This is a genomic window from Streptomyces sp. NPDC002602 (genome assembly GCF_042889445.1).
GTDB lineage: Bacteria > Actinomycetota > Actinomycetes > Streptomycetales > Streptomycetaceae > Streptomyces.
On sequence record NZ_JBIAQX010000003.1, the window covers coordinates 588,111 to 613,414 of the forward strand.

25 protein-coding genes are annotated in these 25,304 nt (G+C 71.7%); 11 read left to right on the top strand and 14 right to left on the bottom strand.

Going from position 1 to position 25,304, the window contains the following annotated elements; genetic code table 11:
- Positions 1–60 precede the first annotated feature (60 nt).
- Together ACFYW3_RS11975 and ACFYW3_RS11980 are read left to right on the top strand one after the other, a co-directional pair.
- Positions 61–1,290, top strand: a complete 1,230-nt coding sequence (locus ACFYW3_RS11975) for a nucleotide sugar dehydrogenase (RefSeq protein WP_351754472.1) — start codon at positions 61–63, stop codon at positions 1,288–1,290.
- A 190-nt stretch (positions 1,291–1,480) separates the two neighbouring features.
- Positions 1,481–1,954 carry a hypothetical protein gene (locus tag ACFYW3_RS11980; protein WP_389386180.1) on the top strand — a complete coding sequence of 158 codons (474 nt, stop codon included), beginning with the start codon at positions 1,481–1,483 and terminating at the stop codon, positions 1,952–1,954.
- 76 nt (positions 1,955–2,030) lie between these two features.
- Here the strand turns inward: ACFYW3_RS11980 and ACFYW3_RS11985 are convergent, their stop codons facing one another.
- The 4 genes from ACFYW3_RS11985 to ACFYW3_RS12000 form a co-directional block, all read right to left on the bottom strand.
- Positions 2,031–3,155 carry a GuaB3 family IMP dehydrogenase-related protein gene (locus ACFYW3_RS11985; RefSeq protein WP_351754474.1) on the bottom strand — a complete coding sequence of 375 codons (1,125 nt, stop codon included), beginning with the start codon at positions 3,153–3,155 and terminating at the stop codon, positions 2,031–2,033.
- Between the two features lie 182 nt (positions 3,156–3,337).
- Positions 3,338–4,843, bottom strand: a complete 1,506-nt coding sequence (gene guaB, locus ACFYW3_RS11990) for an IMP dehydrogenase (RefSeq protein ID WP_351754475.1) — start codon at positions 4,841–4,843, stop codon at positions 3,338–3,340.
- A 154-nt stretch (positions 4,844–4,997) separates the two neighbouring features.
- On the bottom strand, positions 4,998–5,627 hold the full coding sequence (locus tag ACFYW3_RS11995) for a sigma-70 family RNA polymerase sigma factor (protein ID WP_078999499.1): 630 nt from the start codon (positions 5,625–5,627) through the stop codon (positions 4,998–5,000).
- A 264-nt stretch (positions 5,628–5,891) separates the two neighbouring features.
- On the bottom strand, positions 5,892–6,503 hold the full coding sequence (locus tag ACFYW3_RS12000; RefSeq protein WP_003948568.1) for a response regulator transcription factor: 612 nt from the start codon (positions 6,501–6,503) through the stop codon (positions 5,892–5,894).
- A gap of 380 nt (positions 6,504–6,883) precedes the next feature.
- Here ACFYW3_RS12000 and ACFYW3_RS12005 point away from each other — a divergent pair, with 380 nt between their 5' ends.
- The gene (locus ACFYW3_RS12005) at positions 6,884–7,210 is read left to right on the top strand and encodes a WhiB family transcriptional regulator (protein WP_030230767.1); all 327 of its coding nucleotides are present in this window, start codon (positions 6,884–6,886) and stop codon (positions 7,208–7,210) included.
- Positions 7,211–7,390: 180 nt separating this feature from the next.
- Here ACFYW3_RS12005 and ACFYW3_RS12010 read toward each other — a convergent pair whose 3' ends face one another.
- Positions 7,391–8,290 carry a LysR family transcriptional regulator gene (locus ACFYW3_RS12010; RefSeq protein WP_351754477.1) on the bottom strand — a complete coding sequence of 300 codons (900 nt, stop codon included), beginning with the start codon at positions 8,288–8,290 and terminating at the stop codon, positions 7,391–7,393.
- 264 nt (positions 8,291–8,554) lie between these two features.
- Here ACFYW3_RS12010 and ACFYW3_RS12015 point away from each other — a divergent pair, with 264 nt between their 5' ends.
- Together ACFYW3_RS12015 and ACFYW3_RS12020 are read left to right on the top strand one after the other, a co-directional pair.
- Complete coding sequence (locus ACFYW3_RS12015) at positions 8,555–9,328, top strand: SDR family oxidoreductase (RefSeq protein ID WP_351754479.1); 774 nt, start codon at positions 8,555–8,557, stop codon at positions 9,326–9,328.
- 120 nt (positions 9,329–9,448) lie between these two features.
- Positions 9,449–10,150 (top strand): ester cyclase, encoded by a 702-nt coding sequence (locus ACFYW3_RS12020; RefSeq protein ID WP_389386181.1) that lies wholly within the window; start codon positions 9,449–9,451, stop codon positions 10,148–10,150.
- 128 nt (positions 10,151–10,278) lie between these two features.
- Here ACFYW3_RS12020 and groL read toward each other — a convergent pair whose 3' ends face one another.
- Complete coding sequence (gene groL / locus ACFYW3_RS12025) at positions 10,279–11,907, bottom strand: chaperonin GroEL (protein WP_053682585.1); 1,629 nt, start codon at positions 11,905–11,907, stop codon at positions 10,279–10,281.
- Positions 11,908–12,052: 145 nt separating this feature from the next.
- A complete protein-coding gene (groES, locus tag ACFYW3_RS12030) occupies positions 12,053–12,361 on the bottom strand; it encodes a co-chaperone GroES (RefSeq protein ID WP_053682586.1) in 309 nt (102 codons plus the stop codon).
- 321 nt (positions 12,362–12,682) lie between these two features.
- Here groES and ACFYW3_RS12035 point away from each other — a divergent pair, with 321 nt between their 5' ends.
- The 5 genes from ACFYW3_RS12035 to ACFYW3_RS12055 all read left to right on the top strand — a co-directional run bounded on the left by ACFYW3_RS12035 (position 12,683) and on the right by ACFYW3_RS12055 (position 18,099).
- The gene (locus ACFYW3_RS12035; protein WP_351754482.1) at positions 12,683–13,180 is read left to right on the top strand and encodes a hypothetical protein; all 498 of its coding nucleotides are present in this window, start codon (positions 12,683–12,685) and stop codon (positions 13,178–13,180) included.
- A gap of 109 nt (positions 13,181–13,289) precedes the next feature.
- Positions 13,290–13,970 carry a response regulator transcription factor gene (locus ACFYW3_RS12040; protein ID WP_351754484.1) on the top strand — a complete coding sequence of 227 codons (681 nt, stop codon included), beginning with the start codon at positions 13,290–13,292 and terminating at the stop codon, positions 13,968–13,970.
- Positions 13,963–15,630, top strand: coding sequence for a sensor histidine kinase (locus ACFYW3_RS12045; protein ID WP_389386182.1), 1,668 nt, complete (start codon positions 13,963–13,965; stop codon positions 15,628–15,630). The genes ACFYW3_RS12040 and ACFYW3_RS12045 overlap by 8 nt, the downstream gene beginning before the upstream one ends.
- A complete protein-coding gene (locus ACFYW3_RS12050) occupies positions 15,521–16,675 on the top strand; it encodes an LCP family protein (protein ID WP_389386183.1) in 1,155 nt (384 codons plus the stop codon). Before ACFYW3_RS12045 ends, ACFYW3_RS12050 begins: the two co-directional genes overlap by 110 nt.
- Positions 16,663–18,099, top strand: a complete 1,437-nt coding sequence (locus ACFYW3_RS12055; RefSeq protein ID WP_389386184.1) for an FtsW/RodA/SpoVE family cell cycle protein — start codon at positions 16,663–16,665, stop codon at positions 18,097–18,099. Before ACFYW3_RS12050 ends, ACFYW3_RS12055 begins: the two co-directional genes overlap by 13 nt.
- Before the next feature lie 153 nt (positions 18,100–18,252).
- Here ACFYW3_RS12055 and ACFYW3_RS12060 read toward each other — a convergent pair whose 3' ends face one another.
- Both ACFYW3_RS12060 and ACFYW3_RS12065 read right to left on the bottom strand, forming a co-directional pair.
- On the bottom strand, positions 18,253–19,212 hold the full coding sequence (locus ACFYW3_RS12060; RefSeq protein WP_389386270.1) for a polysaccharide deacetylase family protein: 960 nt from the start codon (positions 19,210–19,212) through the stop codon (positions 18,253–18,255).
- 252 nt (positions 19,213–19,464) lie between these two features.
- Positions 19,465–20,400 (bottom strand): polysaccharide deacetylase family protein, encoded by a 936-nt coding sequence (locus ACFYW3_RS12065; protein WP_389386185.1) that lies wholly within the window; start codon positions 20,398–20,400, stop codon positions 19,465–19,467.
- On the opposite strand from ACFYW3_RS12065, the gene ACFYW3_RS12070 reads away from it, so the two are divergent.
- Complete coding sequence (locus ACFYW3_RS12070) at positions 20,383–21,669, top strand: methyltransferase domain-containing protein (protein ID WP_389386186.1); 1,287 nt, start codon at positions 20,383–20,385, stop codon at positions 21,667–21,669. The two genes, ACFYW3_RS12065 and ACFYW3_RS12070, sit on opposite strands and share 18 nt — an antisense overlap.
- On the opposite strand, the gene ACFYW3_RS12075 is transcribed toward ACFYW3_RS12070, so the two are convergent.
- The 5 genes from ACFYW3_RS12075 to tsaB form a co-directional block, all read right to left on the bottom strand.
- Positions 21,575–22,363, bottom strand: a complete 789-nt coding sequence (locus tag ACFYW3_RS12075) for a hypothetical protein (RefSeq protein WP_389386187.1) — start codon at positions 22,361–22,363, stop codon at positions 21,575–21,577. The genes ACFYW3_RS12070 and ACFYW3_RS12075 overlap by 95 nt on opposite strands.
- A 193-nt stretch (positions 22,364–22,556) precedes the next feature.
- A complete protein-coding gene (locus ACFYW3_RS12080; RefSeq protein WP_351380123.1) occupies positions 22,557–22,829 on the bottom strand; it encodes a hypothetical protein in 273 nt (90 codons plus the stop codon).
- Positions 22,826–23,962 carry a tRNA (adenosine(37)-N6)-threonylcarbamoyltransferase complex transferase subunit TsaD gene (tsaD, locus tag ACFYW3_RS12085; RefSeq protein WP_351754502.1) on the bottom strand — a complete coding sequence of 379 codons (1,137 nt, stop codon included), beginning with the start codon at positions 23,960–23,962 and terminating at the stop codon, positions 22,826–22,828. Before tsaD ends, ACFYW3_RS12080 begins: the two co-directional genes overlap by 4 nt.
- Complete coding sequence (gene rimI / locus ACFYW3_RS12090; protein WP_351754504.1) at positions 23,955–24,476, bottom strand: ribosomal protein S18-alanine N-acetyltransferase; 522 nt, start codon at positions 24,474–24,476, stop codon at positions 23,955–23,957. Before rimI ends, tsaD begins: the two co-directional genes overlap by 8 nt.
- Positions 24,473–25,135: a tRNA (adenosine(37)-N6)-threonylcarbamoyltransferase complex dimerization subunit type 1 TsaB gene (gene tsaB, locus ACFYW3_RS12095; protein ID WP_351754507.1), complete on the bottom strand. Its 663-nt coding sequence runs from the start codon at positions 25,133–25,135 to the stop codon at positions 24,473–24,475. The genes rimI and tsaB overlap by 4 nt, the downstream gene beginning before the upstream one ends.
- Positions 25,136–25,304 lie beyond the last annotated feature (169 nt).

Genomic DNA, 25,304 nt, shown 5'->3' on the forward strand with positions numbered 1-25,304 from the left:
CTCCACAGGACTTGCGCGCCCAGCCCCCTCATGCAAGGGAAGGGAAGGGACGGCACCTCCATGCCCGCAGATCTCGCCGTCATCGGACTCGGCCACCTCGGCCTCCCTCTCGCTCAGGCGGCCGTCGCCGCCGGAATCGAGACCGTCGGCTTCGACAGCGGTCCGACCACGGACAGCACCCTCACCGCCGCCGAGATCCGCCGCATGTCGGCGGCCGGCTTCCGGGTCACCACCAACCCCGCCGAACTGGGCCGGGTCCGTACCGCCGTCATCTGCGCCCCTACCCAGCTCGGCGCCGATCGTGCGCTCGATCTCACCTCGGTCGGCGACGCGGGCCGCGCGCTCGCCGCCCGGCTGCGCCCGCACACCACCGTCATCCTGGAGTCCGCCGCCCACCCGGGGGTCACCGAGGACTACCTGCGCCCGATCCTCGAAGCCGGATCCGGGCTGCGCGCGGGCCGGGACTTCCACCTGGCCTACTCCCCCAGCCGGCACGACCCGGGCAACCGGACGCACGGGATCTCCAACACCCCCAAGGTGATCGGCGGCCTCACCCCCGCCTGCACCGAGTCCGCGCACGCCTTCTACGCCCGCCTCACCGAGAAGGTGGTGCGCGCCCGCGGCCTGCGCGAGGCGGAGACCGTGCAACTGCTGGAGACCAACTACCGGCACGTGAACATCGCGCTCATGAACGAGATGGCCGTCCTCTGCCACGACCTCGGGGTCGACCTGTGGGACGTCATCCGGTGCGCCGAGACGAAGCCGTACGGGTTCCAGGCGTTCCGCCCCGGTCCCGGCGTCGGCGGCCATGGCGTCCCGCTCGACCCGAACTACCTCCCCCACACCACCCGCACCCCCGGTCACCCGCTGCGCATGGTCGGCCTGGCCCAGGAGATCAACAACCGGATGCCGCAGTACGTCATCCAGCGCTCCGCCGCCCTGCTGAACGAGCACGGTAAGTCCGCCCGCGGCGCCCGGGTCCTGCTGCTCGGGGTGACGTACAAGCCGGACCTCGCCGACCAGGAGGGCTCGCCGGCGCGCGAGATCGCCAGCCGGCTCATCGATCTCGGGGCCCAGATCAGCTACCACGACCCGTACATCCCGGCCTGGCGGGTCCGCGACAGGCCCGTCCCGCGCGCCGACTCGCTGTACGAGGCCGCCGCCAACGCCGACCTGACGATCCTGCTCCAGCACCACCGCACCTACGACCTGCAGGGCCTGGCGGTCAAGGCGCAGCTCCTGCTGGACACCCGGGGCGCCAGCCCGATCGGCGCGGCGCACCGTCTCTGACGCCCGTCCGCCGGCCCCCGGAGCGGCCCTCGCCGGCCGCTCCGGGGGCCGGCGGACGGGGTCCCGCCGATAAACCCCCCGCCGAATGTCAGGGCCCGCTGTTAACCTGCGGCGTTCTTATCTCGCGCATACGTCGCCGGTGGACACCGGTTGACCCAGACGTGTGCCGTTTTCCCTGGGGGGATTTCTCTTGAGCCAGCAGTTCCAGCCGCCCGCGCCCGATTCCTACACCGCCGCGCCCGCCCCGGCCCCGGCGCGCGTCGGAAACCTCGGCCTCGGCATCCTCGCGGCCGTCGTCGTCGCCCTGGCCGCCGCGGGTGCGTACGGCGGCATCATGAACGCCATCGATCGCCAGGTCGGCTACGCCGCGGTCGGCGTGGGGCTCCTCGTCGGCCTCGCCGCGGGCAAGGTCGGCGGCAGGAACCCGGTGCTCCCCGTGGTCAGCGCGATCCTCTCGATCGGCGCCGTCTACCTCGGCCAGTTGTTCTTCGTCGCGCTCGCGCTCGCCGACTACGCCCACATCGGCGTCGCCGACGTGCTGAGCGACCCGGGCATCGGCGCCCTGAACGACATCTGGAAGGAGTCGGCCGAGGCCATGGACTACCTCTTCCTCGGCATCGGCGGCTTCGTCGCCTTCGGCGCTGCCAAGAAGGTCAGCGACTGACACCGGCCCACACACGCCGGAGGGCCGGCACCCCGAGCGGGGTGCCGGCCCTCCGGCGTACAGGTGTGGCGGCCGGTCAGCGGCTGTGCTGCGAGTCCGCGACCGTGACCTCGACCCGCTGGAACTCCTTGAGTTCGCTGTAGCCGGTGGTGGCCATCGAGCGGCGCAGCGCGCCGAAGATGTTCATCGAGCCGTCCGGGGAGTGCGACGGGCCGGTCAGGATCTCCTCGGTGGTGCCCACCGTGCCGAGGTCGACCTTCTTGCCGCGCGGCACGTCCTCGTGGACGGCCTCCATGCCCCAGTGGTTGCCCTTGCCGGGCGCGTCCGTGGCACGGGCCAGCGGGGAGCCCATCATCACGGCGTCCGCACCACAGGCGACGGCCTTCGGGATGTCGCCCGACCAGCCCACGCCGCCGTCGGCGATGACGTGCACGTAGCGGCCACCGGACTCGTCCATGTAGTCGCGGCGGGCCGCGGCCACGTCGGCGACGGCGGTGGCCATCGGGACCTGGATGCCGAGCACGTTGCGCGTGGTGTGCGCGGCGCCGCCGCCGAAGCCCACCAGCACACCGGCCGCGCCGGTGCGCATGAGGTGCAGGGCCGCGGTGTAGGTGGCGCAGCCGCCGACGATGACCGGGACGTCCAGTTCGTAGATGAACTGCTTGAGGTTCAGCGGCTCGGCGGCGCCGGAGACGTGCTCGGCCGACACCGTGGTGCCGCGGATCACGAAGATGTCCACGCCCGCGTCGACGACGACCTTGGAGAACTCGGCCGTGCGCTGCGGGGACAGCGCGGCGGCGGTGACGACGCCGGAGTCGCGCACCTCCTTGATGCGCTGCCGGATCAGGTCGGCCTGGATCGGCGCGGCGTAGATCTCCTGGAGGCGGCGGGTGGCGGCCTCCTGGTCCAGCTCGTTGATCTCGTCGAGCAGCGGCTGCGGGTCCTCGTACCGGGTCCACAGACCTTCGAGGTTCAGCACGCCGAGGCCGCCGAGCTCGCCGATCCGGATGGCGGTCTGCGGGGAGACCACGGAGTCCATGGGGGCGGCCAGGAAGGGGAGCTCGAAGCGGTACGCGTCGATCTGCCAGGCGATCGAGACCTCCTTCGGGTCCCGCGTACGCCGGCTCGGGACGATGGCGATGTCGTCGAACGCGTACGCCCTGCGGCCGCGCTTGCCGCGCCCGATCTCGATCTCAGTCACGTGTGGTGGCCTTTCCTCTGGGTCTGCCCGTCCAGTATCCCCGAACCCCGGGGGCCCGCGTTCCGGTGACCGCCGTACGGACGCGGTCCGCCCGGGCTCGGACGGAATCCCGGCTTCCGGGAATGGTGAAGGGCGGCCCGGATCGACCGGAACCGCCCAGTTCACGCGTGTGCGCGGGCCGCTCAGCCCTTGCGGGAGTAGTTCGGCGCCTCGACCGTCATCTGGATGTCGTGCGGGTGGCTCTCCTTGAGGCCCGCCGAGGTGATCCGGACGAACCGGCCGCGGTCCTGCAGCTCGGGAACCGTGCGGCCGCCGACGTAGAACATCGACTGGCGCAGGCCGCCGACGAGCTGGTGCACGACCGCGGAGAGCGGGCCGCGGTACGGGACCTGGCCCTCGATGCCCTCGGGGATGAGCTTGTCGTCGCCGCCCACTCCCTCCTGGAAGTAGCGGTCCTTGGAGAAGGACTTCTGCTCGCCGCGGGACTGCATCGCGCCCAGCGAGCCCATGCCCCGGTAGGACTTGAACTGCTTGCCGTTGATGAAGAGCAGCTCGCCCGGGGACTCCTCGCAGCCCGCGAGCAGGGAGCCCAGCATCACCGTGTCGGCGCCCGCGACCAGGGCCTTGGCGATGTCGCCGGAGTACTGGAGGCCGCCGTCGCCGATGACCGGGACGCCCGCGGCCTTGGCGGCCAGGGAGGCCTCGTAGATCGCGGTGACCTGCGGGACGCCGATGCCGGCGACGACGCGGGTGGTGCAGATGGAGCCGGGGCCGACGCCGACCTTGATGCCGTCGCAGCCGGCGTCGATGAGCGCCTGGGCGCCGTCGCGGGTGGCGATGTTGCCGCCGATGACGTCGACGGAGGAGTTCGACTTGATCTTGGAGACCATGTCGCCGACGAGACGGGAGTGGCCGTGGGCGGTGTCGACGACGATGAAGTCGGCGCCCGCCTCGATCAGGGCCTGGGCCCGCTCGTACGCGTCGCCCGCGACACCGACGGCCGCGCCGACGAGCAGCCGGCCTTCCTTGTCCTTGGCCGCGTTCGGGTACTTCTCCGCCTTGACGAAGTCCTTGACCGTGATCAGGCCCTTGAGGATGCCCGCCTCGTCGACCAGCGGCAGCTTCTCGATCTTGTGGCGGCGCAGCAGCTCCATGGCGTCCACGCCGGAGATGCCGACCTTGCCGGTGACCAGCGGCATCGGGGTCATGACCTCGCGCACCTGGCGGCTGCGGTCCGACTCGAAGGCCATGTCGCGGTTGGTGACGATGCCGAGGAGCCTGCCCGCCCCGTCGGTGACCGGGACGCCGGAGATGCGGAACTTGGCGCAGAGCTGGTCGGCCTCGCCGAGGGTGGCGTCCGGGTGCACGGTGATCGGGTCGGTGACCATGCCGGACTCGGAGCGCTTCACGAGGTCGACCTGGTTCGCCTGGTCGACGATGGAGAGGTTGCGGTGCAGGACGCCGACGCCGCCCTGGCGGGCCATCGCGATGGCCATCCGCGCCTCGGTGACCTTGTCCATGGCCGCGGACAGCAGCGGGACGTTGACGCGGACGTTGCGGGAGATGAGGGAGGAGGTGTCGATCTGGTCCGGCGCCATGTCCGACACGCCGGGGAGCAGCAGCACGTCGTCATACGTGAGGCCGAGTGTGGCGAATTTGTCGGGCACTCCATCGGCGTTCACAGTCATGACACCTTCCCAAATGGTCTTGCTCAGCGCGGATGTCCATGCTAACGGGATCGCGACGCGTCTCATTCCACGACCAAGGTCAAGCAGAAGTTTCGTCGTTTCCTACTACTGGACTCCCCTGCCGGACCCCGCCCCGGACCGCGCGGTCGGCGCTCTACTGCTCCGCGAGTGCCCGGAGCCGACTGAGCGCCCTGTGCTGGGCCACGCGCACCGCTCCGGGGGACATCCCGAGCATCTGCCCGGTCTCCTCGGCGGTCAGGCCGACGGCCACCCGCAGCACGAGCAGTTCGCGCTGGTTCTCGGGCAGGTTGGCCAGCAGCTTCTTGGCCCAGGCGGCGTCGCTGCTGAGCAGCGCCCGCTCCTCCGGGCCGAGCGAGTCGTCGGGCCGCTCGGGCATCTCGTCCGACGGGACCGCCGTGCTCCCCGGATGCCGCATGGCGGCCCGCTGGAGGTCGGCGACCTTGTGCGCCGCGATGGCGAAGACGAAGGCCTCGAAGGGTCGTCCGGTGTCCCGGTAGCGCGGCAGCGCCATCAGGACGGCGACACAGACCTCTTGCGCCAGGTCCTCGACGAAGTGGCGAGCGTCACCCGGAAGGCGCGACAGCCGGGTGCGGCAGTAGCGGATCGCGAGGGGGTGGACGAAGGCCAGCAGATCGTGCGTGGCCTGCTCGTCGCCGTCCACGGCCCGGCGGACGAGAGCGCTGACGGCCCCGGCTCCGCCGCCTTTGGCGGTGCCGGTGGAGCCTGTGGCCGCGGGTGAGCCCGGGGCCTCGTCGTCGCGCATCAATCCATGGTGCCTTGGCGCGGGTGCATTCGCGGCACCGTGGTCCTTGTTGTACGTCGAAGCGTTATGAGCGGGTGCGCCAGAACTCATCGCCTGCGCCCTCCCCTCCGCTCGGCCCGAATGGTCCCTAGGCCACATCTTCGAGAATGCGGCACACCCTCAAGGATGCGGCATCGCGCACGAAGCGACACGTCCCCCGGATTGTGCCCCGCCAATCCCCGGTTTCGCACCGGGTCCGGGCGGGACACTCTCAACGGTCCGCGATCAGCGGACCAGGCCCCATCGGAACCCGAGCGCCACGGCGTGCGCCCGGTCCGAGGCGCCCAGCTTCTTGAACAGCCGACGGGCGTGCGTCTTGACCGTGTCCTCGGAGAGGAAGAGCTCTCGCCCGATCTCCGCGTTGGACCGGCCGTGGCTCATGCCCTCCAGCACCTGGATCTCGCGCGCGGTGAGCGTGGGCGCGGCGCCCATCTCGGCCGAGCGGAGCCGGCGCGGGGCCAGTCGCCAGGTGGGGTCGGCGAGGGCCTGGGTGACCGTGGCCCGCAGTTCGGCGCGCGAGGCGTCCTTGTGCAGGTATCCCCGGGCGCCGGCGGCGACCGCGAGGGCCACGCCGTCCAGGTCCTCGGCGACCGTCAGCATGATGATGCGGGCGCCGGGATCGGCCGAGAGCAGCCGACGGACCGTCTCGACACCGCCCAGGCCGGGCATCCGTACATCCATCAGAATCAGATCGGAGCGGTCGGCACCCCAGCGGCGGAGGACTTCCTCGCCGTTGGCTGCCGTCGTCACACGCTCGACGCCGGGCACGGTGGCAACCGCGCGACGGAGCGCCTCTCGGGCAAGCGGGGAGTCGTCGCAGACGAGGACGGATGTCATGACCGCCCTCCGCAGCTGCTGATGCGCGTCACCTTGAGCCTCCAGGCTGGTACGTATCGTCACCTGTGCGGTCGATGCCCCCGGACACCTGTCCGAGAACTTATTGGTTCAACCGCCTTCGCACTCTCAACGATGGTCACTCGAAAGAGTTACGGGTCGGACGGACACCTTCGGCACTCTACGTGAGGAAGCGATCACGACGTCGGAGGCGCGGACGGCCTGTCCTCCATCTGGAGCTATGCCCTATTTGGCGGCTTTCCTTCCGTTTGGCACGTGTCTGAGGCTAGATTCCCAATGAGTCATATTTACATCTACTCCGACAGTAGGTGTGGAGACATGGACCGTATCCGCCTCAGTACCGGCACCAAGAGGGACTACCAATGGCAGATTTCTCCCGCCTCCCCGGACCGAACGCCGACCTCTGGGACTGGCAGCTGCTGGCTGCCTGCCGCGGGGTCGACAGCTCCCTCTTCTTCCACCCGGAAGGCGAGCGGGGCGCGGCCAGGAGCGCGCGCGAGGCCTCGGCTAAAGAGGTCTGCATGCGCTGCCCGGTCCGTTCGGAATGCGCCGCGCACGCCCTCGCCGTCCGCGAGCCCTACGGGGTGTGGGGCGGCCTCACCGAGGACGAACGCGAAGAGCTGATGGGTCGAGCCCGGCACCGCCTGATCCCCGCGTCGAGCACGATCGGCCCGATCGCACCGCACTAGCCGGTTCGCGCGAAACGCCCGAAGGAACGTTTCCTCGAATCCGTGACGCTCACGTGCGCGTCACGGACCCCCCGGGCCCGGTCCGTCACCCGCCCGGCCGTACCGCCGTACGGCAGGCCCGACGGACCGCCCGGCGGGGGCCCCGCGGCCCGCCCACGGCCGTCGGGCGCCTGCCGTACGTCAACGCGTCGCGGCCCGCTCCAGTTGGGTCAGCGTCGCCGCCACCGCGGGGACCCTCGCCAGGTCGGTCAGGGTCAGCGCCACGACCTCCCGCTCCACGGCGGGCTCCACCGCCACGGTGCTCACGCCCTTGGCCCGTACCGACTCCACGGCGAGCTCGGGCAGCACCGCCACGCCGAGCCCCGCGCCCACCAGGCCGACCACGGCCGGGTAGTCGTCGGTGGCGAAGTCGATGCGCGGGGTGAAACCCGCGTCCTCGCAGACCTCCACCAGGTGCCGGCGGCAGCGCGGGCAGCCCGCGATCCAGGGCTCGTCGGCCAGTTCGGCGATGCCCACCCGCTCGGCCCCGGCCAGTCGGTGCCCCTCGGGGACCAGCCCCACGAGACGGTCGGTGAGCAGCGGGCGCACCACCAGGTCCTCCCATTCGGCCGCGGAGGTCGACGAGCCCCCGTACCGGAAGGCCAGCGCCACGTCGCAGTCGCCCTCGCGGAGCATCTCGACCGAACGCGGCGGCTCGGCCTCGACCAGGGAGATCCGGGTGCCCGGGTGCTCGGCGCGCATGGCCGCCAGCGCGGTCGGCACCAGTGTGGAACTGCCGCTGGGGAAGGAGACCAGCCGCACCCGGCCGGCGCGAAGCCCGGCGATGGCCGCGACCTCCTCCTCGGCGGCGGTCAGGCCGGCCAGGATTCCGGCCGCGTGTCGGACCAGGGCCTCACCCGCCTGGGTCAACCGCATCTCCCGACCCGTGCGGATCAGCAGCGGGGTGCCGGCGGACTGCTCCAACGCCTTCATCTGCTGGGACACGGCCGGTTGGGTGCAGCCCAGCTCGCGGGCGGCGGCGGAGAAGGAGCCGGTCCCGGCGACGGCGCGCAGGACCCGGAGATGACGTGCTTCGATCACTCTTCGAGCATAAGGGCATCTTTGATTGTGGCGCCAATATTCGGTCGACTCTTTGAGGACCTCGGCCGGTGCGTCCGCATGCGCCCGATCGGCGTCGACCTGAACGCGGCACGGCTCGACGGGCGCCGGCGGCGGACGGGCCGCGACACGGTTCCACCGGGGCGCGGCCCGACTCCGTTACGACGGGCGGGCCCTGACGCGGGGTGCGACGAACCGGACGGGACCCTGACGACAGGGCCCCGCGGCGACGACTAGGTTGCGCACATGACGACTGCGTTGATTACGGGATCCACGGCGGGCATCGGCGCCGCCTTCGCCCGGCGGCTCGCCGCCCAGGGCCACAACCTCGTGCTGGTGGCCCGCGACACCAAGCGACTCGCGGAGCAGGCCACCGAGTTGCACGACCGCCACGGCATCGAGGCCGAGGTGCTGACGGCCGACCTCTCCACCGACGAGGGCATCGCGGCGGTCGAGACCCGCCTCGGCGACCGCACCCACCCCGTGGACCTGCTGGTCAACAACGCGGGCTTCGGCAACAAGGGCCGCTACCTCGACGTCTCCATGGCCGACGAGTTGACCATGGTGAAGGTGCACGTCGAGGCGGTGCTGCGGCTGACCTCGGCCGCCGGGGAGTCGATGCGCTCGCGCGGGCGCGGGGGCGTGATCAACGTGGCCTCGGTCGCCGCCTTCCTGCCGCGCGGCACGTACGGGGCGAGCAAGGCCTGGGTCGTGCAGTTCACCCAGGGCGCGGCGAAGGACCTGGCGGGTTCCGGGGTGCGCCTGATGGCGCTGTGCCCGGGCTTCGTGCGCACGGAGTTCCACGAGCGGGCCGGCATGGGCACGGACAACATCCCGGGCTGGCTCTGGCTGGACGCCGACAAGCTGGTGGCCTCGGCGCTGGCCGACCTGGCGCGCGGCAAGACCGTCTCGATCCCGGATCCCCGCTACAAGGCGCTGATGGGCGTGGTGAAGCTGACTCCGCGCGGGCTGCTCGGCGGCATGTCCTCCCGTACGGGTCGCAAGTACGGCCCGCAGTAGCACGGCCCGCGGTGACGTGGACGGCCGCCTCGACGGGACACATCTGAACCAACCAAACCCACCAAACGGGTGAAATCTCCCTAAACTGGACCTGTCCCATCCAGTGCGGGAGGCGACGCCATGACATTCGTACAGGTAATCGATTACGAAACCACGCGGTTCGAGGAGATGAACGACCTCATCGACCGCTGGGCGCAGCGGGCGAGCGGTCGTCGCACGGTCACGCACACCATGATCGGCCGGGACCGCGAAGCGCGGACGCACTACCTCGACCTCGTCGAGTTCCCCTCGTACGAGGACGCCATGAGGAACTCCCGACTCCCGGAGACGGACGGGATGTTCCAGGAGATGGTGGCCCTCTGCGAGGGCATGCCGAAGTTCATGAACCTGGACGTGGTCCGCAACGAGTACCTCGACAAGCTCGTCGTGAACCGGATCTTCGAGGACGTCGCGGAGAAGGGTGATTTCGCGGTCGTCGACGAGTGCGTCGCGGCCGACTACGTCGACCACGACATCATGGCGGCGCCCGGCACGGGCGACGGTCGGCAGGGCATGAAGCGGACGATGGGCATGTGGCGCGACGCGTTCGACTTCTCGTTCGACCTGCACCGTCAGATCGCCGAGGGCGACTGCGTCTCCACGCTGTGGACCTGGACCGGCACCCAGAAGGGCGAGTTCATGGGCGTCCCGCCGACCGGGAAGGACGTCACGATGTCGGGCTGCACCACCTTCCGCATCGAGAACGGCCAGGTGGCGGAGGGCTGGTGGTACTACGACGCGCCGGGGCTCATGCGGCAGATGGGCATGACGGACGCCTCGTAGGCCGTCCGAAGCCGGAAGGACCCGGACACGGGGAAGGCCCCGGTCACCACCGCTGGGCGGTGGTGACCGGGGCCTTCCCTCGGATCAGCGGGGACCCGCCGAAGCGGCGGGCGCCCTGCGGCTCAACCTCAGTGGCTGTGGCCGTGACCGTGGCCGTGACCGGCGTCGCCCTCTTCCTCGGCCGGCTTCTCGACGACCAGGGTCTCGGTCGTGAGCAGCAGCGAGGCGATGGAAGCGGCGTTCTCCAGCGCGGAGCGGGTGACCTTGACCGGGTCGATGACGCCGGCCTTGACCAGGTCGCCGTACTCGCCGGTGGCGGCGTTGAAGCCCTGGCCCTTGTCGAGCTCGGCCACCTTCGCCGTGATGACGTAGCCCTCGAGGCCGGCGTTCTCGGCGATCCAGCGGAGCGGCTCGACGGCGGCGCGGCGGACCACGGAGACACCGGTGGCCTCGTCGCCGGAGAGGCCGAGGTTGCCCTCGAGCACCTTCACGGCGTGGACGAGGGCGGAGCCACCGCCGGAGACGATGCCCTCCTCGACCGCGGCGCGGGTCGCCGAGATGGCGTCCTCGAGGCGGTGCTTCTTCTCCTTGAGCTCCACCTCGGTGGCGGCGCCGACCTTGATGACGCAGACGCCACCGGCGAGCTTCGCCAGGCGCTCCTGCAGCTTCTCGCGGTCCCAGTCCGAGTCGGTGGACTCGATCTCGGCCTTGATCTGGTTGACGCGGCCGAGGACCTCTTCGGAGCTGCCGCCACCGTCGACGATGGTGGTGTCGTCCTTGGAGATGGTCACGCGGCGCGCGGTGCCCAGTACGTCCAGACCGGCCTGGTCGAGCTTGAGGCCGACCTCCTCGGCGATGACGGTGGCACCGGTGAGGGTGGCCATGTCCTGGAGCATCGCCTTGCGACGGTCACCGAAGCCGGGGGCCTTGACGGCGACCGCGTTGAAGGTGCCGCGGATCTTGTTGACGACGAGGGTGGAGAGCGCCTCGCCCTCGACGTCCTCGGCGATGATCAGCAGCGGCTTCGAGGCGCCGGCCTGGATGACCTTCTCCAGCAGCGGCAGGAGGTCCTGGATGGAGGAGATCTTGCCCTGGTTGATCAGGATGTACGGGTCGTCGAGGACGGCCTCCATACGCTCCTGGTCGGAGACCATGTACGGCGAGAGGTAGCCCTTGTCGAAGGCCATGCCCTCGGTGAACTCCAGCTCCAGGCCGAAGGTGTTGGACTCCTCGACGGTGATGACACCGTCCTTGCCGACCTTGTCCATCGCCTCGGCGATGAGCTCGCCGACCTGGGTGTCCTGCGCGGAGAGCGCGGCCACGGCGGCGATGTCGGACTTGTCCTCGATCGGACGCGCGGTCGCGAGGAGCTCCTCGGACACGGCCTTGACGGCGGCGTCGATGCCCTTCTTCAGGGCGGCCGGGGAGGCGCCGGCGGCGACGTTGCGCAGACCTTCGCGGACCAGCGCCTGGGCCAGCACGGTGGCGGTGGTGGTGCCGTCACCCGCGATGTCGTTGGTCTTGGTCGCCACCTCCTTCACGAGCTGCGCGCCCAGGTTCTCGTACGGGTCGTCCAGCTCGACCTCGCGGGCGATGGTGACACCGTCGTTGGTGATGGTGGGGGCGCCGAACTTCTTGTCGATGACGACGTTGCGGCCCTTGGGGCCGATCGTCACCTTGACCGTGTCGGCAAGCTTGTTGACGCCGCGCTCAAGGGCACGACGGGCGTCCTCGTCGAACTTCAGAATCTTCGGCATGGAAGCGGTTCAGCCCTCTCGATAACTCGGGTTCAACGAACTGCGCCCCTCGCCGCCCGGCAATCAGCGGGGTGACCAGGGGCGCAGCTCAAAGCAAAACTGGTGAAGAGGAAGAGGATCGCTCCTCTTGCCTGCTTCGTTCGACTTACTTCTCGACGATCGCGAGTACGTCGCGAGCCGAGAGGACGAGGTACTCCTCGCCGCTGTACTTCACTTCGGTGCCGCCGTACTTGCTGTACAGCACGATGTCGCCGACGCTGACGTCCAGCGGGAGACGCTGGCCGTCCTCGAAGCGACCCGGACCGACCGCGAGGACGACGCCCTCCTGGGGCTTCTCCTTCGCGGTGTCCGGGATGACCAGGCCGGAAGCCGTGGTCTGCTCGGCGTCGAGCGGCTGGACCACGATGCGGTCCTCGAGCGGCTTGATGGCAACCTTGGAGCTGGTGGTCGTCACGATCCGACCTCCCCCTTCGGAGATCCGGGGTTAACTGTCTGAGGTGGCGACCAGGTCGATCCGTCGTCGCGGGTGCCGGACCTGCCTGTCGCTGTGTTGGCACTCACCAGGGGCGAGTGCCAGGTGCGACACTATTCCGGCGATTAGCACTCGGTCAAGCGGAGTGCCAATTTGCCTCCCGGCGAGGCGCGCTTCGAGCCGGCCGCCGGGGACGGGCCGGCCCTGTGCGCGGGGGGGGCGGGGCCCTTGCGCCCGACCCCCTCGGAAGTCACCCGACTCGCTCCTTCGGGCAGGCGTTCGGCGGGCGTTAAGGTGCCGACCATGAACAACACCACGGGGGTGGGCTGGGGCGCGGCGATACGCGCCGCCGGCTTCAAGCGCTCCTTCGCCATCCTGACCGCCCTCGTCGGCGGCCTGCTCCTCACCGGTTTCGTCATCCCGCGCATGGCGACCCAGTTGACGGGCGTCGAGGGCTCCTTCACCGCACGCTCCTGCAAGCTCTACGACCCGGACAGCGGCAAGCGCTCCGTCCTGTGCAGCGGCTCCTTCACCGCCGCGGACAACTCCTTCACCATCGCCGACCTGGCCGTCGACACCACCTTCGACAAGGCCCCGACCGAGCCGGTCAAGGCCCTCGTCGACGGTCCGGACGCGACGGGCGCCGTATCCCGGGACCTGAAGAAGTCGGTCGTCCCCGGCGTCACCGGCCTGATCGTCCTCGGCTTCGGCCTCTGGAACCTCCGCACCCTCGCCCGCACCGCCCGTCGCGGCCCGGAGGTCCGGCCCGGTTCCGCGACCGCGCCGACGCCGGCCGTCTGAGGTCCGCGCGACGCGACCTCGTGTCGGGTCGGGCCCCGCGCTCCGGGCTCCGGGCTCCGGGCTCCGGGCCCGACATCGGCTCCGGCGACCGATATGTGACGCTTGGGCCGTGCGCATCCTGGTGGTCGAAGACGAAGAGGGGCTGGCCGAGTCCCTGCGGCTCGGCCTGTCCGCCGACGGGCACTGGGTCGAGGTCGCCCACGACGGACACCGCGGCCTCGACCTGGCGCTCACCGGCGGGCCGTACGACGCCGTGCTCCTCGACCTGATGCTCCCCGGCCTCGGCGGCCACGAGATCTGCACCCGCATGCGCGCCCACGGCGACCGCACGCCCGTGCTGATGCTGACCGCCAAGGACGGCGAGCACGACGAGGCCGACGGGCTCGACGCGGGCGCCGACGACTACCTCACCAAGCCGTTCTCGTTCGTCGTGCTGGCCGCGCGGCTGCGCGCGCTCGCCCGCCGCGCCGCCACCCCGCGGGTCGGCGTCCTGCGGGCCGGCGATCTCGTCCTGGATCCGTCCGGTCGCCGCTGCCGGCGCGGCGAGCGGGACATCGAACTCACCGCGCGCGAGCTCGGCGTGCTCGCCTGCCTGATGCAGCAGCCGGGCCGGGCGGTCGCCAAGCAGGACATCCTCGACGAGGTCTGGGACGTCCCGCACGCCATCGACCCGAACATCGTCGAGGTGTACGTGTCCTCGCTGCGCCGGAAGATCGACGCGCCGTTCGGGCGCCGCTCGATCCTCACCGTGCACGGGACCGGCTACCGGATGGCACCCGACGGTGGTTAGGACCCTCCGGGCGAGGGCTGCCGCGGCCGCCGCCCTCGCCATGGCCGCGGTGCTCGGCGCCGGCGGGCTGTGGCTCTACACGCTGCTGCGGGCCAACCTGCTCGACAACACCACCGGGCGCACGGAGCTGGCCGCACGGAAGGTCGTCGCGCAGCTCGACACCCGGACCCTGCCGCCCGGCGGCCGACTGGCCGCACCCGAGGGCGGGGTGGACCTGGTCCTCGTCCGGGACGCGGCCGGGCGGACCGTCGCCGGCAACCGGGACCCGCGCGGCGCCCCGGACCTCGACGGGCTGCGCCCGGCGGCCGGGGAGGACTCCCGATCGGCCGTGGTGCCCGTCGGGCCCGCCGGTTCGGAGCGGGGCGCGGCGGTGGTGGTCCGCTCCCCCGGGCCGCCCGGGGGCGGGGGCCCGTACACCGTGTACGCCATGACCGTCCTGCGCGACGTGGACGACGCGACGCGGGCCATCGGGGTCGGGCTGCTCGCCGGCGCGCCCCCGTTGATCGCCTTCGCGGCGGCGCTGGCCTGGTGGGTGACGGGGCAGGCGCTGCGCCCGGTCACGGCGATCCGCACCGGGTTGGCGGCCGTCACCGCGAGCGAGCCGGGTCGCCGGGTCCCGGATCCGGGCGGGGCCGACGAGATCGCGCGGCTCGCCCGGACCGTCAACGACACCCTCGCCCGGCTGGAGCGTTCCGACGCCCGGCAGCGGCAGTTCACGGCGGACGCCTCGCACGAGCTGCGCAACCCCCTCGCGGCCGTGCGGTCCCGGCTGGAGGTGGCCCTGGAGCGGCCCGACCGGGCGTCGGTGGCGGCCGCGTTGGCCGACACCGAGCGGCTCCAGCGGATCGCGGCGGACCTGTTGCTGCTGGCCCGCCTCGACGGGGGTCCGCCGCCCCGGTCCGAACCGCTGGACCTGGCACTGCTGGCGGCGGAGGACGTGGCGCGCAGGCCGGCGCCCCGGGTGCCGGTGCGGCTGGAGGCCGGGGCGGCCGTACCCGCGTACGGGGATCCGGCGCGGCTGGAGCGGGCGCTGGCCAACCTGGTGGACAACGCGCTGCGCCATGCCCGTGCGGGGGTCGTCGTACGGGCGGCCTCGGAGGGGGCGTGGCGGGTGCTGGAGGTGTCCGACGACGGCCCGGGAATCGCGGAGGCGGACCGGGAGCGGGTGTTCGCGCGGTTCGTCCGGCTGGACGCGGACCGCGGGCGGGCGAGCGGCGGCACGGGCCTGGGCCTGCCCATCGCCCGCGAGATCGCCCGCGCCCACGGCGGTGACGTCCGGGCGGGGATCGCGCCGGGCGGTGGCGCCCGCCTGATGCTCCGGATCCCCGGCGGGGGGCACGGGTCCGGCCCGGGGCACGGGTCCGGCCGGCCTGAGAGGCGGCGTCCCCGGTCCCGCGCCCGGCCCGGCCTGAAGGCGGCTTCAGGACCCTCAGGTTTCCTTCAGCGTGGCTCCCCCAGCATCGACAGGCATGAGCGCGCACCGCAGGAAGACCAGCCGCCGCCTGCCGAGGCGGCGCCGCCTCGGCCGCACCCTGCTGACCGCCGGCTGTGTGCTGACGGTCCTGGCCGGCGGCACCGCCTGGTACGTCTACCGGGACCTGTCGTCGAGCATCGGCAGTTCCAAGGCCCTGGAGGGAGCGCGGAAGTCGGCGCACGGTGACACGAACATCCTGCTCATGGGGCTGGACAGCCGCCGCGACCAGAACGGCGAGCCGCTCCCGGAATCGATCCTCGACAAGCTGCACGCGGGCGGTTCCGACATCGGCGGCTACAACACCAACACCCTGATCCTGCTCCACGTACCCGGCGACGGAAGTCGGGCCCGGGCGTTCTCGATCCCGCGCGACGACTACGTGGAACTGCACGGGATGCCGGGCCGGGCGCCGGGCACGGCCGCCGGCAAGGCCAAGATCAAGGAGGCCTACGGGCGGGCGAAGGCGCTGCGCGAGGAGCAGCTCGCGGGCGAGGGGGTCAAGGACCGGCGGCGGCTGGAGCGGGAGGGCCGGGAGGCGGGACGCAAGACCGAGATCGAGACCGTACGGACCTTCCTGGGGGTGCCGGTCGATCATTTCGCCGAGCTGAACCTGGCCGGTTTCCACCACCTGGCCGAGGCCCTGGGCGGGGTGCCGGTGTGTCTGAACAAGGCGGTGAAGGACAGGTACTCGGGTGCGGACTTCCCCGCCGGCCCGCAGACGCTGAACGGGCAGCAGTCCCTGGCCTTCGTGCGGCAGCGGCACGGACTCCCGGGCGGCGACCTGGACCGGACGAAGCGACAGCAGGCGTTCCTGGCGGGCGCGACGAAGAAGCTGAACGAGGCGGGCACCTTCACGGACCCGGTGAAGTTGATCAGGCTCGTCGACGCGGCGAAGGAGGACGTGGTGACCGACGCCGGCTGGGATCTGCTGTCGTTCGTGAAGCAGGCCAAGAACCTGTCCGGCGGGAAAGTGCAATTCTCGACACTCCCCGTCGAGGGCTTCGCGAGGAACCATGACGGGGACATCAACGTCGTAGATGATATGAAGATAAAGCGCCTCATTGCCGAGCAGATCGGGCCCAAGGCCCCTGCGAGTCCGAGCGCGTCGGGCGTCGCCCCCTCCGGACCGGGCGCGTCGTCCCCGCCGTCTTCACCGCCGCCCGCACCGCCGTCTCCCGGGCCCTCGGAGCCGGAGAAGATCGACGGTGGCGGCGTCCCGTGCGTGGACTGAGGCCCCTGACGGAGGCGGGCGCGCGCCGCCGCACCGAGGCACTGCTCCTCGTCCTCGTCGTCGGCATCGCCGTCCTCGGCCACTGCTCGGCGAGCCTGGCGATGAACGACGAGCTGCCGCGCAACCTCACCGGCTTCGTCATCAGCCTGACGCTGCTGTCACTGGTGGGGCACCTGGGCATCCGCCGGTTCGCGGCGTACGCGGATCCGTTGATCTTCCCGCTCGCCATGCTGCTGACCGGACTGGGGCTGGTCCTGCTCCACCGGCTCGACCAGGGGTACATCGAGCGGTACAACTCGGACGCGAACGCCCCGGGCCAACTGCTGTGGTCGGTGGTCGGGGTCGCCGCCTGCATCCTCGTGGTGGCGCTGCTGCGCGACCACCGGCTGCTGCAACGGTTCATCTACATCACGATGGCCGTGGCGCTGGTGCTGCTGATCGCCCCGGTGTTCTCACCGGCCGACACCTACGGCGCGAAGCGCTGGATCGTCGTCGGCGGCTTCTCGCTCCAGCCCGGCGAGTTCGTCAAGATCATGATCGCGATCTTCTTCGCGGGCTACCTGGTGATCCACCGGGACTCGCTGGCGCTGACGGGCCGGCGGTTCCTGGGCGTCCGGTTGCCGCCCATGCGGCAGCTCGGGCCGATCATCACCGTGTGGATCCTGTCCCTGCTGGTGCTCGTCTTCGAACGCGACCTGGGTACGTCGCTGATCTTCTTCGGCGTGTTCGTGGTGATGCTGTACGTCGCCACCGAGCGCACCAGTTGGATCGTCTGCGGCGTGCTGATGGCCTCGGTCGGCGCCTTCGTGGTGGGCTCGACCGAACCGCACGTCAAGGGGCGGGTGGCCGCCTGGCTGAATCCGCTCTCCTACTACTGGAAGGACCGGCCGCCGGGGGTCGTCTCGGACCAGTCCGCGCAGGCGCTGTTCAGCTTCGGCACGGGCGGCGTCACCGGCACCGGTCTCGGCATGGGCCACCCCGAGCTGATCGCGTTCGCGGGGCGCAGCGACTTCATCCTGACCACCGTGGGCGAGGAACTGGGCCTGGCCGGGGTGATGGCGGTGCTGCTCCTGTACGCGCTCCTGGTCCAGCGGGGCCTGCGGATGGCGCTGGCCGCGCGCGACCCGTTCGGGAAACTGCTCGCGGTGGGCCTGTCGGCGGCGCTGGCGCTCCAGGTCTTCGTGGTCGCGGGCGGTGTGACGGGGCTGATCCCGCTGACGGGCAAGGCGCTGCCGTTCCTGGCGAAGGGCGGCTCGTCGCTCCTGGCCAACTGGATCATGATCGCCCTGCTGCTGCGGATCAGCGACAGCTCGGAACGCCAACGCGAGGCGGACGCCCGCGGCCCGGCGGAGACGACGATCACCCCGGTGGTGGTGGCGGGCACGGGGGACCGGGCCTCGACGGGGGCCGGCGCCCCGGGGTAGTCGCCCGCGGGCGGACCGCCCCCGGGTGTTCGGCTCCGCCGGGTCCGTTCCCGCGCGGTACGTTCCCGCGCGGTACGTTCCCGCGCGGTACGTTCCCGCGCGGTACGTTCCCGCGCGGTACGTTCCCGCGCGGTACGTTCCCGCGCGGTACGCCTACAGGTAGTCCTCCAGGCGGCCTATCGCGTAGCCCTGCTCCTGGATGCGCTTGAGCATCCGGGTCGTCATCTCGATCTCGGTGGAGCCCTTGAGCTCCGACGGGCCGCGGAAGTGGGCCAGGATGATGTCGCCCGGTTTGAGGGCGGAGCCCTCGGCGTACTGGAAGTCGTTGATCTGCATCGACGCCCGCCAGAGGACGACCGTCGATATGCCGCACTCGGAGGCGGCCTTGAGGGTGTCGTCGTTGTAGTTGCCGAACGGCGGCCGGAAGAGCGTCGGCTTGGCGCCGAACCGCTTCGCCAGGCGTTCCTGCTGCCCGCATATCTCCTTCTTCTGCGCCGCGTAGGACAGGGTCCGGAGGTTGGGGTGGGTCAGGGTGTGGTTGTTGATCGTGCTGCCGCTGCCGTTGTCGCGCAGGGCCTGGAAGTGCCCGTAGTCGGACGAGGCCACGTTGTCCGTGAGGAACATGCCGATCGGCAGCTTCAGGTCGGCCGCCATCTTCAGGAACTCGGGGTTCTTCTCCGCGCCGTCGTCGAAGGTCAGGAAGACGACCTTCTCGGAGGGGGCCACGGGTATCCGGTCCACCAGAGTCGGCCTGCCCGGGGCGGGCTTGGGGAGCCGGGGCTTCTGCGCCGGCTTGGGCGCGTAGGCGACCGGGGCCTTCAGCCCCCACTTCAGGTAGGGCTGCTCCGCCGTCCCGGGCGCTCCGGCGGGCGCGCTCGACACCGGGGCCGAGACCGAGGCGGACGGGGACGCCGCACCCGACTCCGTTTTGGTCTTGCGGCCCAGTCGTTCGATGGGCTCCACGCTGTTGCCGCATCCCGCCAGCGACGCCACGAGGGCGCCGATCGCGAGCGCCCCGGCCAGACCTCGGCGGGCGGTGGGGCCGAGGGGACGACCGCCGAAGTGACGCGCGCCCCCTGAAGGAGCAGTACGGGAAGGGTGTTTGAAAGTCATACGCACGTGCGGAATCTATACCCGGATGGGGATATTCCGCTGATATGACCAGTCGGGGCGGCCGAAACGCACGGTACCGGTGGTACGACGGAGGCGTGCGGAGCCGGTTTCCCCGCGGGGAGGGATTCCGCACGCCCACCGCTCGTCGGTCGACGCGGATCGGTCGACAAGGATCAGCCGACGCAGCCGACGCGGATCGGTCGGCGGGGATCAGCCGACGCGGGTCAGTCGGCGGGGATCAGTCGGCGGGGATCAGACGTAGTCCTCCAGCCGCCCGATGGCGAAGCCCTTGTCCGTGACCGTCTTCAGGGTGTGGCGCACCATGTCGGTCATGGTGGCCTTCCAGTCCTCCTTGCCGCGGAAGTGCGTGAGGATGATGTCGCCCGCGTGCAGGTCCCGGTCCCATTCGCGCCAGTCCATGCGGTTGGGGAAGGCCTCGGCGTTCCACAGCGGGACCGCCTTGATGCCACAGGACTTGGCCGCGCGCAGCGTGTCCTGGTTGTAGTTGCCGTACGGCGGCCGGAAGAGGCTCGGCCGCTTGCCGAACTGCTTCTGGATCGTGTCCTGCTGGCCGCAGATCTCCTCGCGCTGCTGCTCGTAGGAGAGCGCGGGCATGTAGCGGTGGTTGAGCGTGTGGTTGTTCAGGGTGACGCCGGCGGCCTGCATCTCCTTGAAGTACGGGTAGTTGTCCTTCACGACGTAGTCGCTGAGGAACGCCGTGTACGGGATGTTGAGTTCCTTCATCATCTTCAGGAACTCGGGGTCCTTCTCGGCCCCGTCGTCGACCGTCAGGAAGACGACCTTCTCCTCGGTGGGGATCGTGGTGAAGACCGGCGGGTACTCCGACTGGTCCTCGACCTCGAAGCCGTCCCGCGTGGTGATCTCCGGCTTCACCTTGGGCGGCGCCGGCGCGACGAGCGGGACCTTCGCCAGGCCCCAGCGCTTCGCCGCGACGACCCGGGCCCGTTGGACGGCCTTGGCCCGCTCGGCGGGGTTGACGAGCGCGCCGGCGGCGCCCTCGGCGCCGGTCCCGGGCTTGGTGGCGGGGCCCGATTCCGTGGAGCTGCACGCCGTGCCGAGGGCGGCGACCAGCAGCGCGGCGAGGGCCACGCCGTACCGGCCGCGCGGACGCGCCGCTGACCGGTGACCTTGTTGCGTCTTATTTCCCTTTTGTCGTACAGGCTGCATAACGCCGGATCCTTACAGCACCGCCCGGCGCGTCCCCGGCGACACCTCGGCCGGATCCGGACCTTCCATCGACTGGCCCACAATGAACCGGTGACCCCCGAAGACTTCGCCGCACTGCTCACCCCCGAGGGCGACGCCCTCCTCGCCTCGCTCCGCGACCACGACCCCGCCCAGGAGCTCGCCCTCGCCACCCGGCTGCGCCGCGAGCACCCGGCCGCGCTGGTCTCCGCCGCGCTCGGTCAGGCCCGGCTGCGGCAGCGGGCGGTCGCGAAGTTCGGGGCCGAGGACGCGTTCCGGATGTACTTCACGCCCGGCGGCGGCGAGATGGCCACCCGCGCGTCGGTGGCCGGGTACCGCGCCGAGCGGCTCGCCGCCCTGGGCGTGCGCGGCGTCGCCGACCTGTGCTGCGGCATCGGCGGCGACGCCCTGGCCCTGGCCCGCCTCGGGATCCGGGTGCTGGCCGTGGACCGCGACCCGCTGACGGTCGCCGTCGCACGGGCCAACGCCGAGGCGCTGGGGCTGGCGGACCTGATCGAGGTCCGGGAAGCCGACGTGACGGACGTGGACACCACCGGGTACGACGCCGTCTTCATCGACCCGGCCCGGCGCGGCGGGCGCGGGAGGATCTTCGACCCCGAGGGCTACTCGCCGCCGCTCTCCTGGGCCGTGGAGGCCGCGCGGGCGGCCCGGTACGCCGCCATCAAGATCGCTCCCGGGATCCCGCACGAGGCCGTGCCCGCCGAGGCGGAGGCCGAGTGGATCTCCGACCAGGGCGACGTGAAGGAGGCGGTGCTGTGGTTCGGGACCTCGCCCGGCACCGTGCGCGCCACCCTGCTGCCCGGACCGCGCGTACTGGAGACCGCCGACCCGTTGCCCGACCCGGAGGCCGGACCGGTCGGGCGCTGGCTGTACGAGCCCGACGGGGCCGTGATCCGCGCCCATCTGGTCGCGGAGGTCGCCGAGAAGCTGGGCGGCCGGCTCATCGACCCGACCATCGCGTACATCACCGCCGACGAGCTGCGCGCGACCCCGTACGCGACCGCGTACGAGATCACCGACGTCCTGCCCTTCGGCCTCAAGAAGCTCAAGGCCCTGCTGCGCGAGCGCGGGGTGGGCATCCTGACCGTGAAGAAGCGGGGCTCGGCGATCGAGCCGGAGGAGCTGCGCAGGAAGGTCAAACCGCAGGGCCCGAACTCCGCGACCGTGTTCCTGACGCGCGTGGCGGGCGCCCCGTCGATGCTGATCGGCGCGCCGGCTCCCCGGGACTGATCCGAGGCCCGGACGTCGTGGCCCGCCCGTACGACGCGGGCGACCCGTGCGACGTGGCCGGCCCGTGCGACGTGGCCGGCCCGGCGGATCGCAGGGCGCACAGTGCCCAGCGGTAGTGGGCGCCGGCCTTGCCGAGGCCGAGCAGGGCGGTGACCCACAGGATCAGGCCGAGTCCCATCGTCAGGACGAGTTCCGCGTACGCGCCCTCCCCCGGCCGGGTCCCGGCCGCCGCCCCGAAGGTCACCCGGAGCCCGAGCGCGCCCAGGGCGAGGGAGGACAGCAGCCAGGCCAGGCTCCGGCCGGGGGCGCGCAGCCGGCGGTCGGCGGCCGGGTCGCGGTCCGAGGCCGCCCAGGCGCACTGCAGTCGCCGTATCCGCCGGTCCAGTCGGGCGCCCCGGCCGAACCAGATGCCGCCGGACACCAGCACCCCGGCGGCGAGCGCGGCGAAGACGAGGCCGAGGGCGCGGGCGCGGGTGCCGCCGTCCTCGAAGGCCATCAGGGACATGCCGACGAAGGACCAGCCGAGCGCGAAGACGGCCGCGACGGCCCAGAGCAGCAGGAGCCGCTCGATGCCCAGGTTGTGGCGGACGAGTTCCGCCAGGGAGCGCGCGCGGTCCGCCCGTACGACGGACTCGTCCAGCCACTCGCGCAGGTGCGCGGGCGGCGGCGGAGGAGGCAGGTCACGGCGAGGCATGCGCACGACCGTAGCGGGGGCCGCTCCAGGACCGCCGGAGGGAACCTGGACCGCCGGAGGGAACAGGGAACGCCGGAGGGAACAGCGAACGCCGGAGGGGACCAGGACCGCCGGAGGGAACCGGGACGGGCGCGGGAGCCGCCACCGGGCCGCCGCCCCCCGGGGCCCGCCCCGCTCGGCCGAAAGCCCCGGTTCAGCCGCCCGTGACCTCCACCGACTCGAACCGCCAGCGGTGCACCGCCCGGGTGATCAGGTCCGCGTCCGGCTCGGGCAGTTCGGGGAGTTCCGCCGACGCCCCCTCGGGGGCGTCCCACCAGGTGAGGACCAGCACCCGGTCCTGGGCGGCGCGGAACACCTCGCGGCGCAGCGGTTCCCGGGCCAGCACCCGGGAACGGGCCCATTCCAGCAGCTCGTTGCCCCGCCCGGCGACGGCGCGGGCCTCCCACATCAGCGTGACGGTGCTCACGAGTAGAGGTTGTCCTTGCTCAGCTCGTGCACGTGGTCGTGGTCGTGGGAGTGCCCGTGTGCGTGGCCCTCGTGGTCGTGGTCGTGCGCGGTCCCCGGCACGTGCGGTTCCGTCACCGGCAGCGAGGAGTCCGCGGACAGGTCCCAGTCCGAGGCAGGTCGGTTCCGCTTGACCATCTCCGCGCCCAACGCCGCGACCATCGCGCCGTTGTCGGTGCACAGCTTCGGCCGCGGCACCCGCAGCACGATCCCCGCGTCGTCGCAGCGTTCCTGTGCCAGCGAGCGCAGGCGGGAGTTGGCCGCGACGCCGCCGCCGATCATCAGGTGGTCGACGCCCTCGTCCTTGCAGGCACGGATCGCCTTGCGGGTCAGCACGTCCACGACCGCCTCCTGGAAGGAGGCCGCCACGTCGCGCACCGGCACGTCCTCGCCGGCCTTCCGCTTGGCCTCGATCCAGCGGGCCACGGCCGTCTTGAGCCCGGAGAAGGAGAAGTCGTACGCCGCGTCGCGGGGGCCGGTCAGGCCGCGCGGGAAGTTGATCGCCTTCGGGTCGCCCTCGCGCGCGAGCCGGTCGATGACCGGGCCGCCGGGGAAGCCCAACTGGAGCACGCGCGCGATCTTGTCGAAGGCCTCGCCCGCCGCGTCGTCGATGGTCGCGCCGAGCGGCCGTACGTCGGTGGTGATGTCCGGGGCCAGGAGCAGCGAGGAGTGCCCGCCGGAGACCAGCAGGGCCATGGTCGGTTCGGGCAGCGGGCCGTGTTCGAGCTGGTCGACGCAGATGTGCGAGGCCAGGTGGTTCACCCCGTACAGCGGCTTGCCCAGGGCGTACGCGTAGGCCTTCGCCGCCGAGACGCCGACCAGCAGGGCTCCGGCGAGGCCCGGGCCGGCGGTGACGGCGATGCCGTCGAGGTCGCGGGCGCTGACCCCGGCCTCCTTCAGGGCGCGCTCGATGGTGGGCACCATCGCCTCCAGGTGGGCCCGGGAGGCGACCTCGGGGACGACTCCGCCGAAGCGGGCGTGCTCGTCGACGCTCGACGCGATGGCGTCCGCCAGCAGGGTGGTGCCGCGGACGACGCCGACGCCGGTCTCGTCGCAGGACGTCTCGATGCCGAGGACGAGGGGTTCGTCAGCCATGGGACTCACTTCTCACGGGTTGTGCGGAGCTCAGGGAGTTCGCGGGGTCGGCGAGGCGCATCACGAGCGCGTCGACGTTGCCCGGTTGGTAGTAGCCGCGTCGGAATCCGATGGGCTCGAAGCCGAAGCGCTCGTAGAGCTTCTGGGCCCGCGTGTTGTCCACGCGCACTTCCAGGAGCACTTCCGCGCATTCGAAGGCGGTCGCGGCGCGCAGCAGGTCGGTGAGCAGCCGGGCGCCGAGGCCGGTGCCCCACTGTTCGCGGGCGACCGCGATGGTCTGTACGTCGCCCAGGTCGCCGGCGGCGGCCAGTCCGGCGTAGCCGACCAGTCGGCCGGCCCCGTCCTCGGCGACCACGTAGCGGCGGGTGGCGTGCGGGCCGCGGGCGTGGGCGAGTTCGGACCAGAACATCCCGGCGGACCAGGCGTCCTCGGGGAAGAGCTCGTGCTCCAGCTCCAGCACCGGTTCGATGTCCCACCAGCGCATGTCGCGCAGCACCACGGTCGGGGCCGTCACTGCGGGGTGACCACCTTGTAGTTCTTGGGTACCTGGGCGTCGGGGCGGCGCAGGTACAGCGGCGTCGGGGGCAGGAACTCCGCCCCGGCCGCCAGTCGTTCCGCGGCCAGGGCCGCGAGGGCGCCGGCGGACTGGTGCTCGGGGGCCCGCGCGTCGGTGAAGACGTCGGGGTAGAGCACGGCGCCCTGGCCGACGGAGGGCAGGCCCGCGACCTGTTCGGCGATGTCGGCGGGGCGGTCCACGGCGGGTTCGCCGACACGGGTGCGCGGGTCCTCGTAGCGGGCCCAGTAGACCTCCTTGCGCCGCGCGTCGGTGGCGACGACGAAGGGGCCCTCGACTCCGGCGGCGCCCGCGGCGTACGCGAGCCCGTCGAGGGTGCACAGTCCGTGGACGGGGACGCCGAGGACGGAGGCGAAGGTGGAGGCGGTGACGAGGCCGACACGGAGTCCCGTGTAGGGGCCGGGGCCGACGCCGACGACGACGCCGGTGACGGCGTCGAGCTTCAGCCCGGCCTCGGCGAGCACCTTGTCGACGGAGGGCAGCAGCAGCTCCCCGTGGCGGCGGGCGTCGACCTGGTTCGACTCGGCGACGACGGACTCGCCGTCGTGCAGGGCGACGGTGACGGCGGGCGTGGCGGTATCTACAGCGAGCAAGAGCACGCGAACAGCCTACGACTCCGGGGCCCCGGGCCCTTGCGGCCGGTCGCCGGGCACCCCGACTGCTACCTTTCGACCGGGGTACCGCGAGGTACCGCCCGAACGCCCCGGGGCAGGCCCGGCCGGTCGTTTCGGCACAACGCTTTCAGGACCGCGCGGAGAGGTGGAGCAA

Coding starts and splice junctions, on each gene's coding strand:
- ACFYW3_RS11975 (WP_351754472.1), top strand. CDS start 61: ATGCCCGCAGATCTCGCCGTCATCGGACTCGGCCACCTCGGCCTCCCT.
- guaB (WP_351754475.1), bottom strand. CDS start 4,843: ATGACTGTGAACGCCGATGGAGTGCCCGACAAATTCGCCACACTCGGC.
- ACFYW3_RS11995 (WP_078999499.1), bottom strand. CDS start 5,627: ATGCGCGACGACGAGGCCCCGGGCTCACCCGCGGCCACAGGCTCCACC.
- ACFYW3_RS12000 (WP_003948568.1), bottom strand. CDS start 6,503: ATGACATCCGTCCTCGTCTGCGACGACTCCCCGCTTGCCCGAGAGGCG.
- ACFYW3_RS12005 (WP_030230767.1), top strand. CDS start 6,884: ATGGCAGATTTCTCCCGCCTCCCCGGACCGAACGCCGACCTCTGGGAC.
- ACFYW3_RS12015 (WP_351754479.1), top strand. CDS start 8,555: ATGACGACTGCGTTGATTACGGGATCCACGGCGGGCATCGGCGCCGCC.
- ACFYW3_RS12020 (WP_389386181.1), top strand. CDS start 9,449: ATGACATTCGTACAGGTAATCGATTACGAAACCACGCGGTTCGAGGAG.
- groL (WP_053682585.1), bottom strand. CDS start 11,907: ATGCCGAAGATTCTGAAGTTCGACGAGGACGCCCGTCGTGCCCTTGAG.
- ACFYW3_RS12035 (WP_351754482.1), top strand. CDS start 12,683: ATGAACAACACCACGGGGGTGGGCTGGGGCGCGGCGATACGCGCCGCC.
- ACFYW3_RS12060 (WP_389386270.1), bottom strand. CDS start 19,212: ATGACTTTCAAACACCCTTCCCGTACTGCTCCTTCAGGGGGCGCGCGT.
- ACFYW3_RS12065 (WP_389386185.1), bottom strand. CDS start 20,400: ATGCAGCCTGTACGACAAAAGGGAAATAAGACGCAACAAGGTCACCGG.
- ACFYW3_RS12075 (WP_389386187.1), bottom strand. CDS start 22,363: ATGCCTCGCCGTGACCTGCCTCCTCCGCCGCCGCCCGCGCACCTGCGC.
- tsaD (WP_351754502.1), bottom strand. CDS start 23,962: ATGGCTGACGAACCCCTCGTCCTCGGCATCGAGACGTCCTGCGACGAG.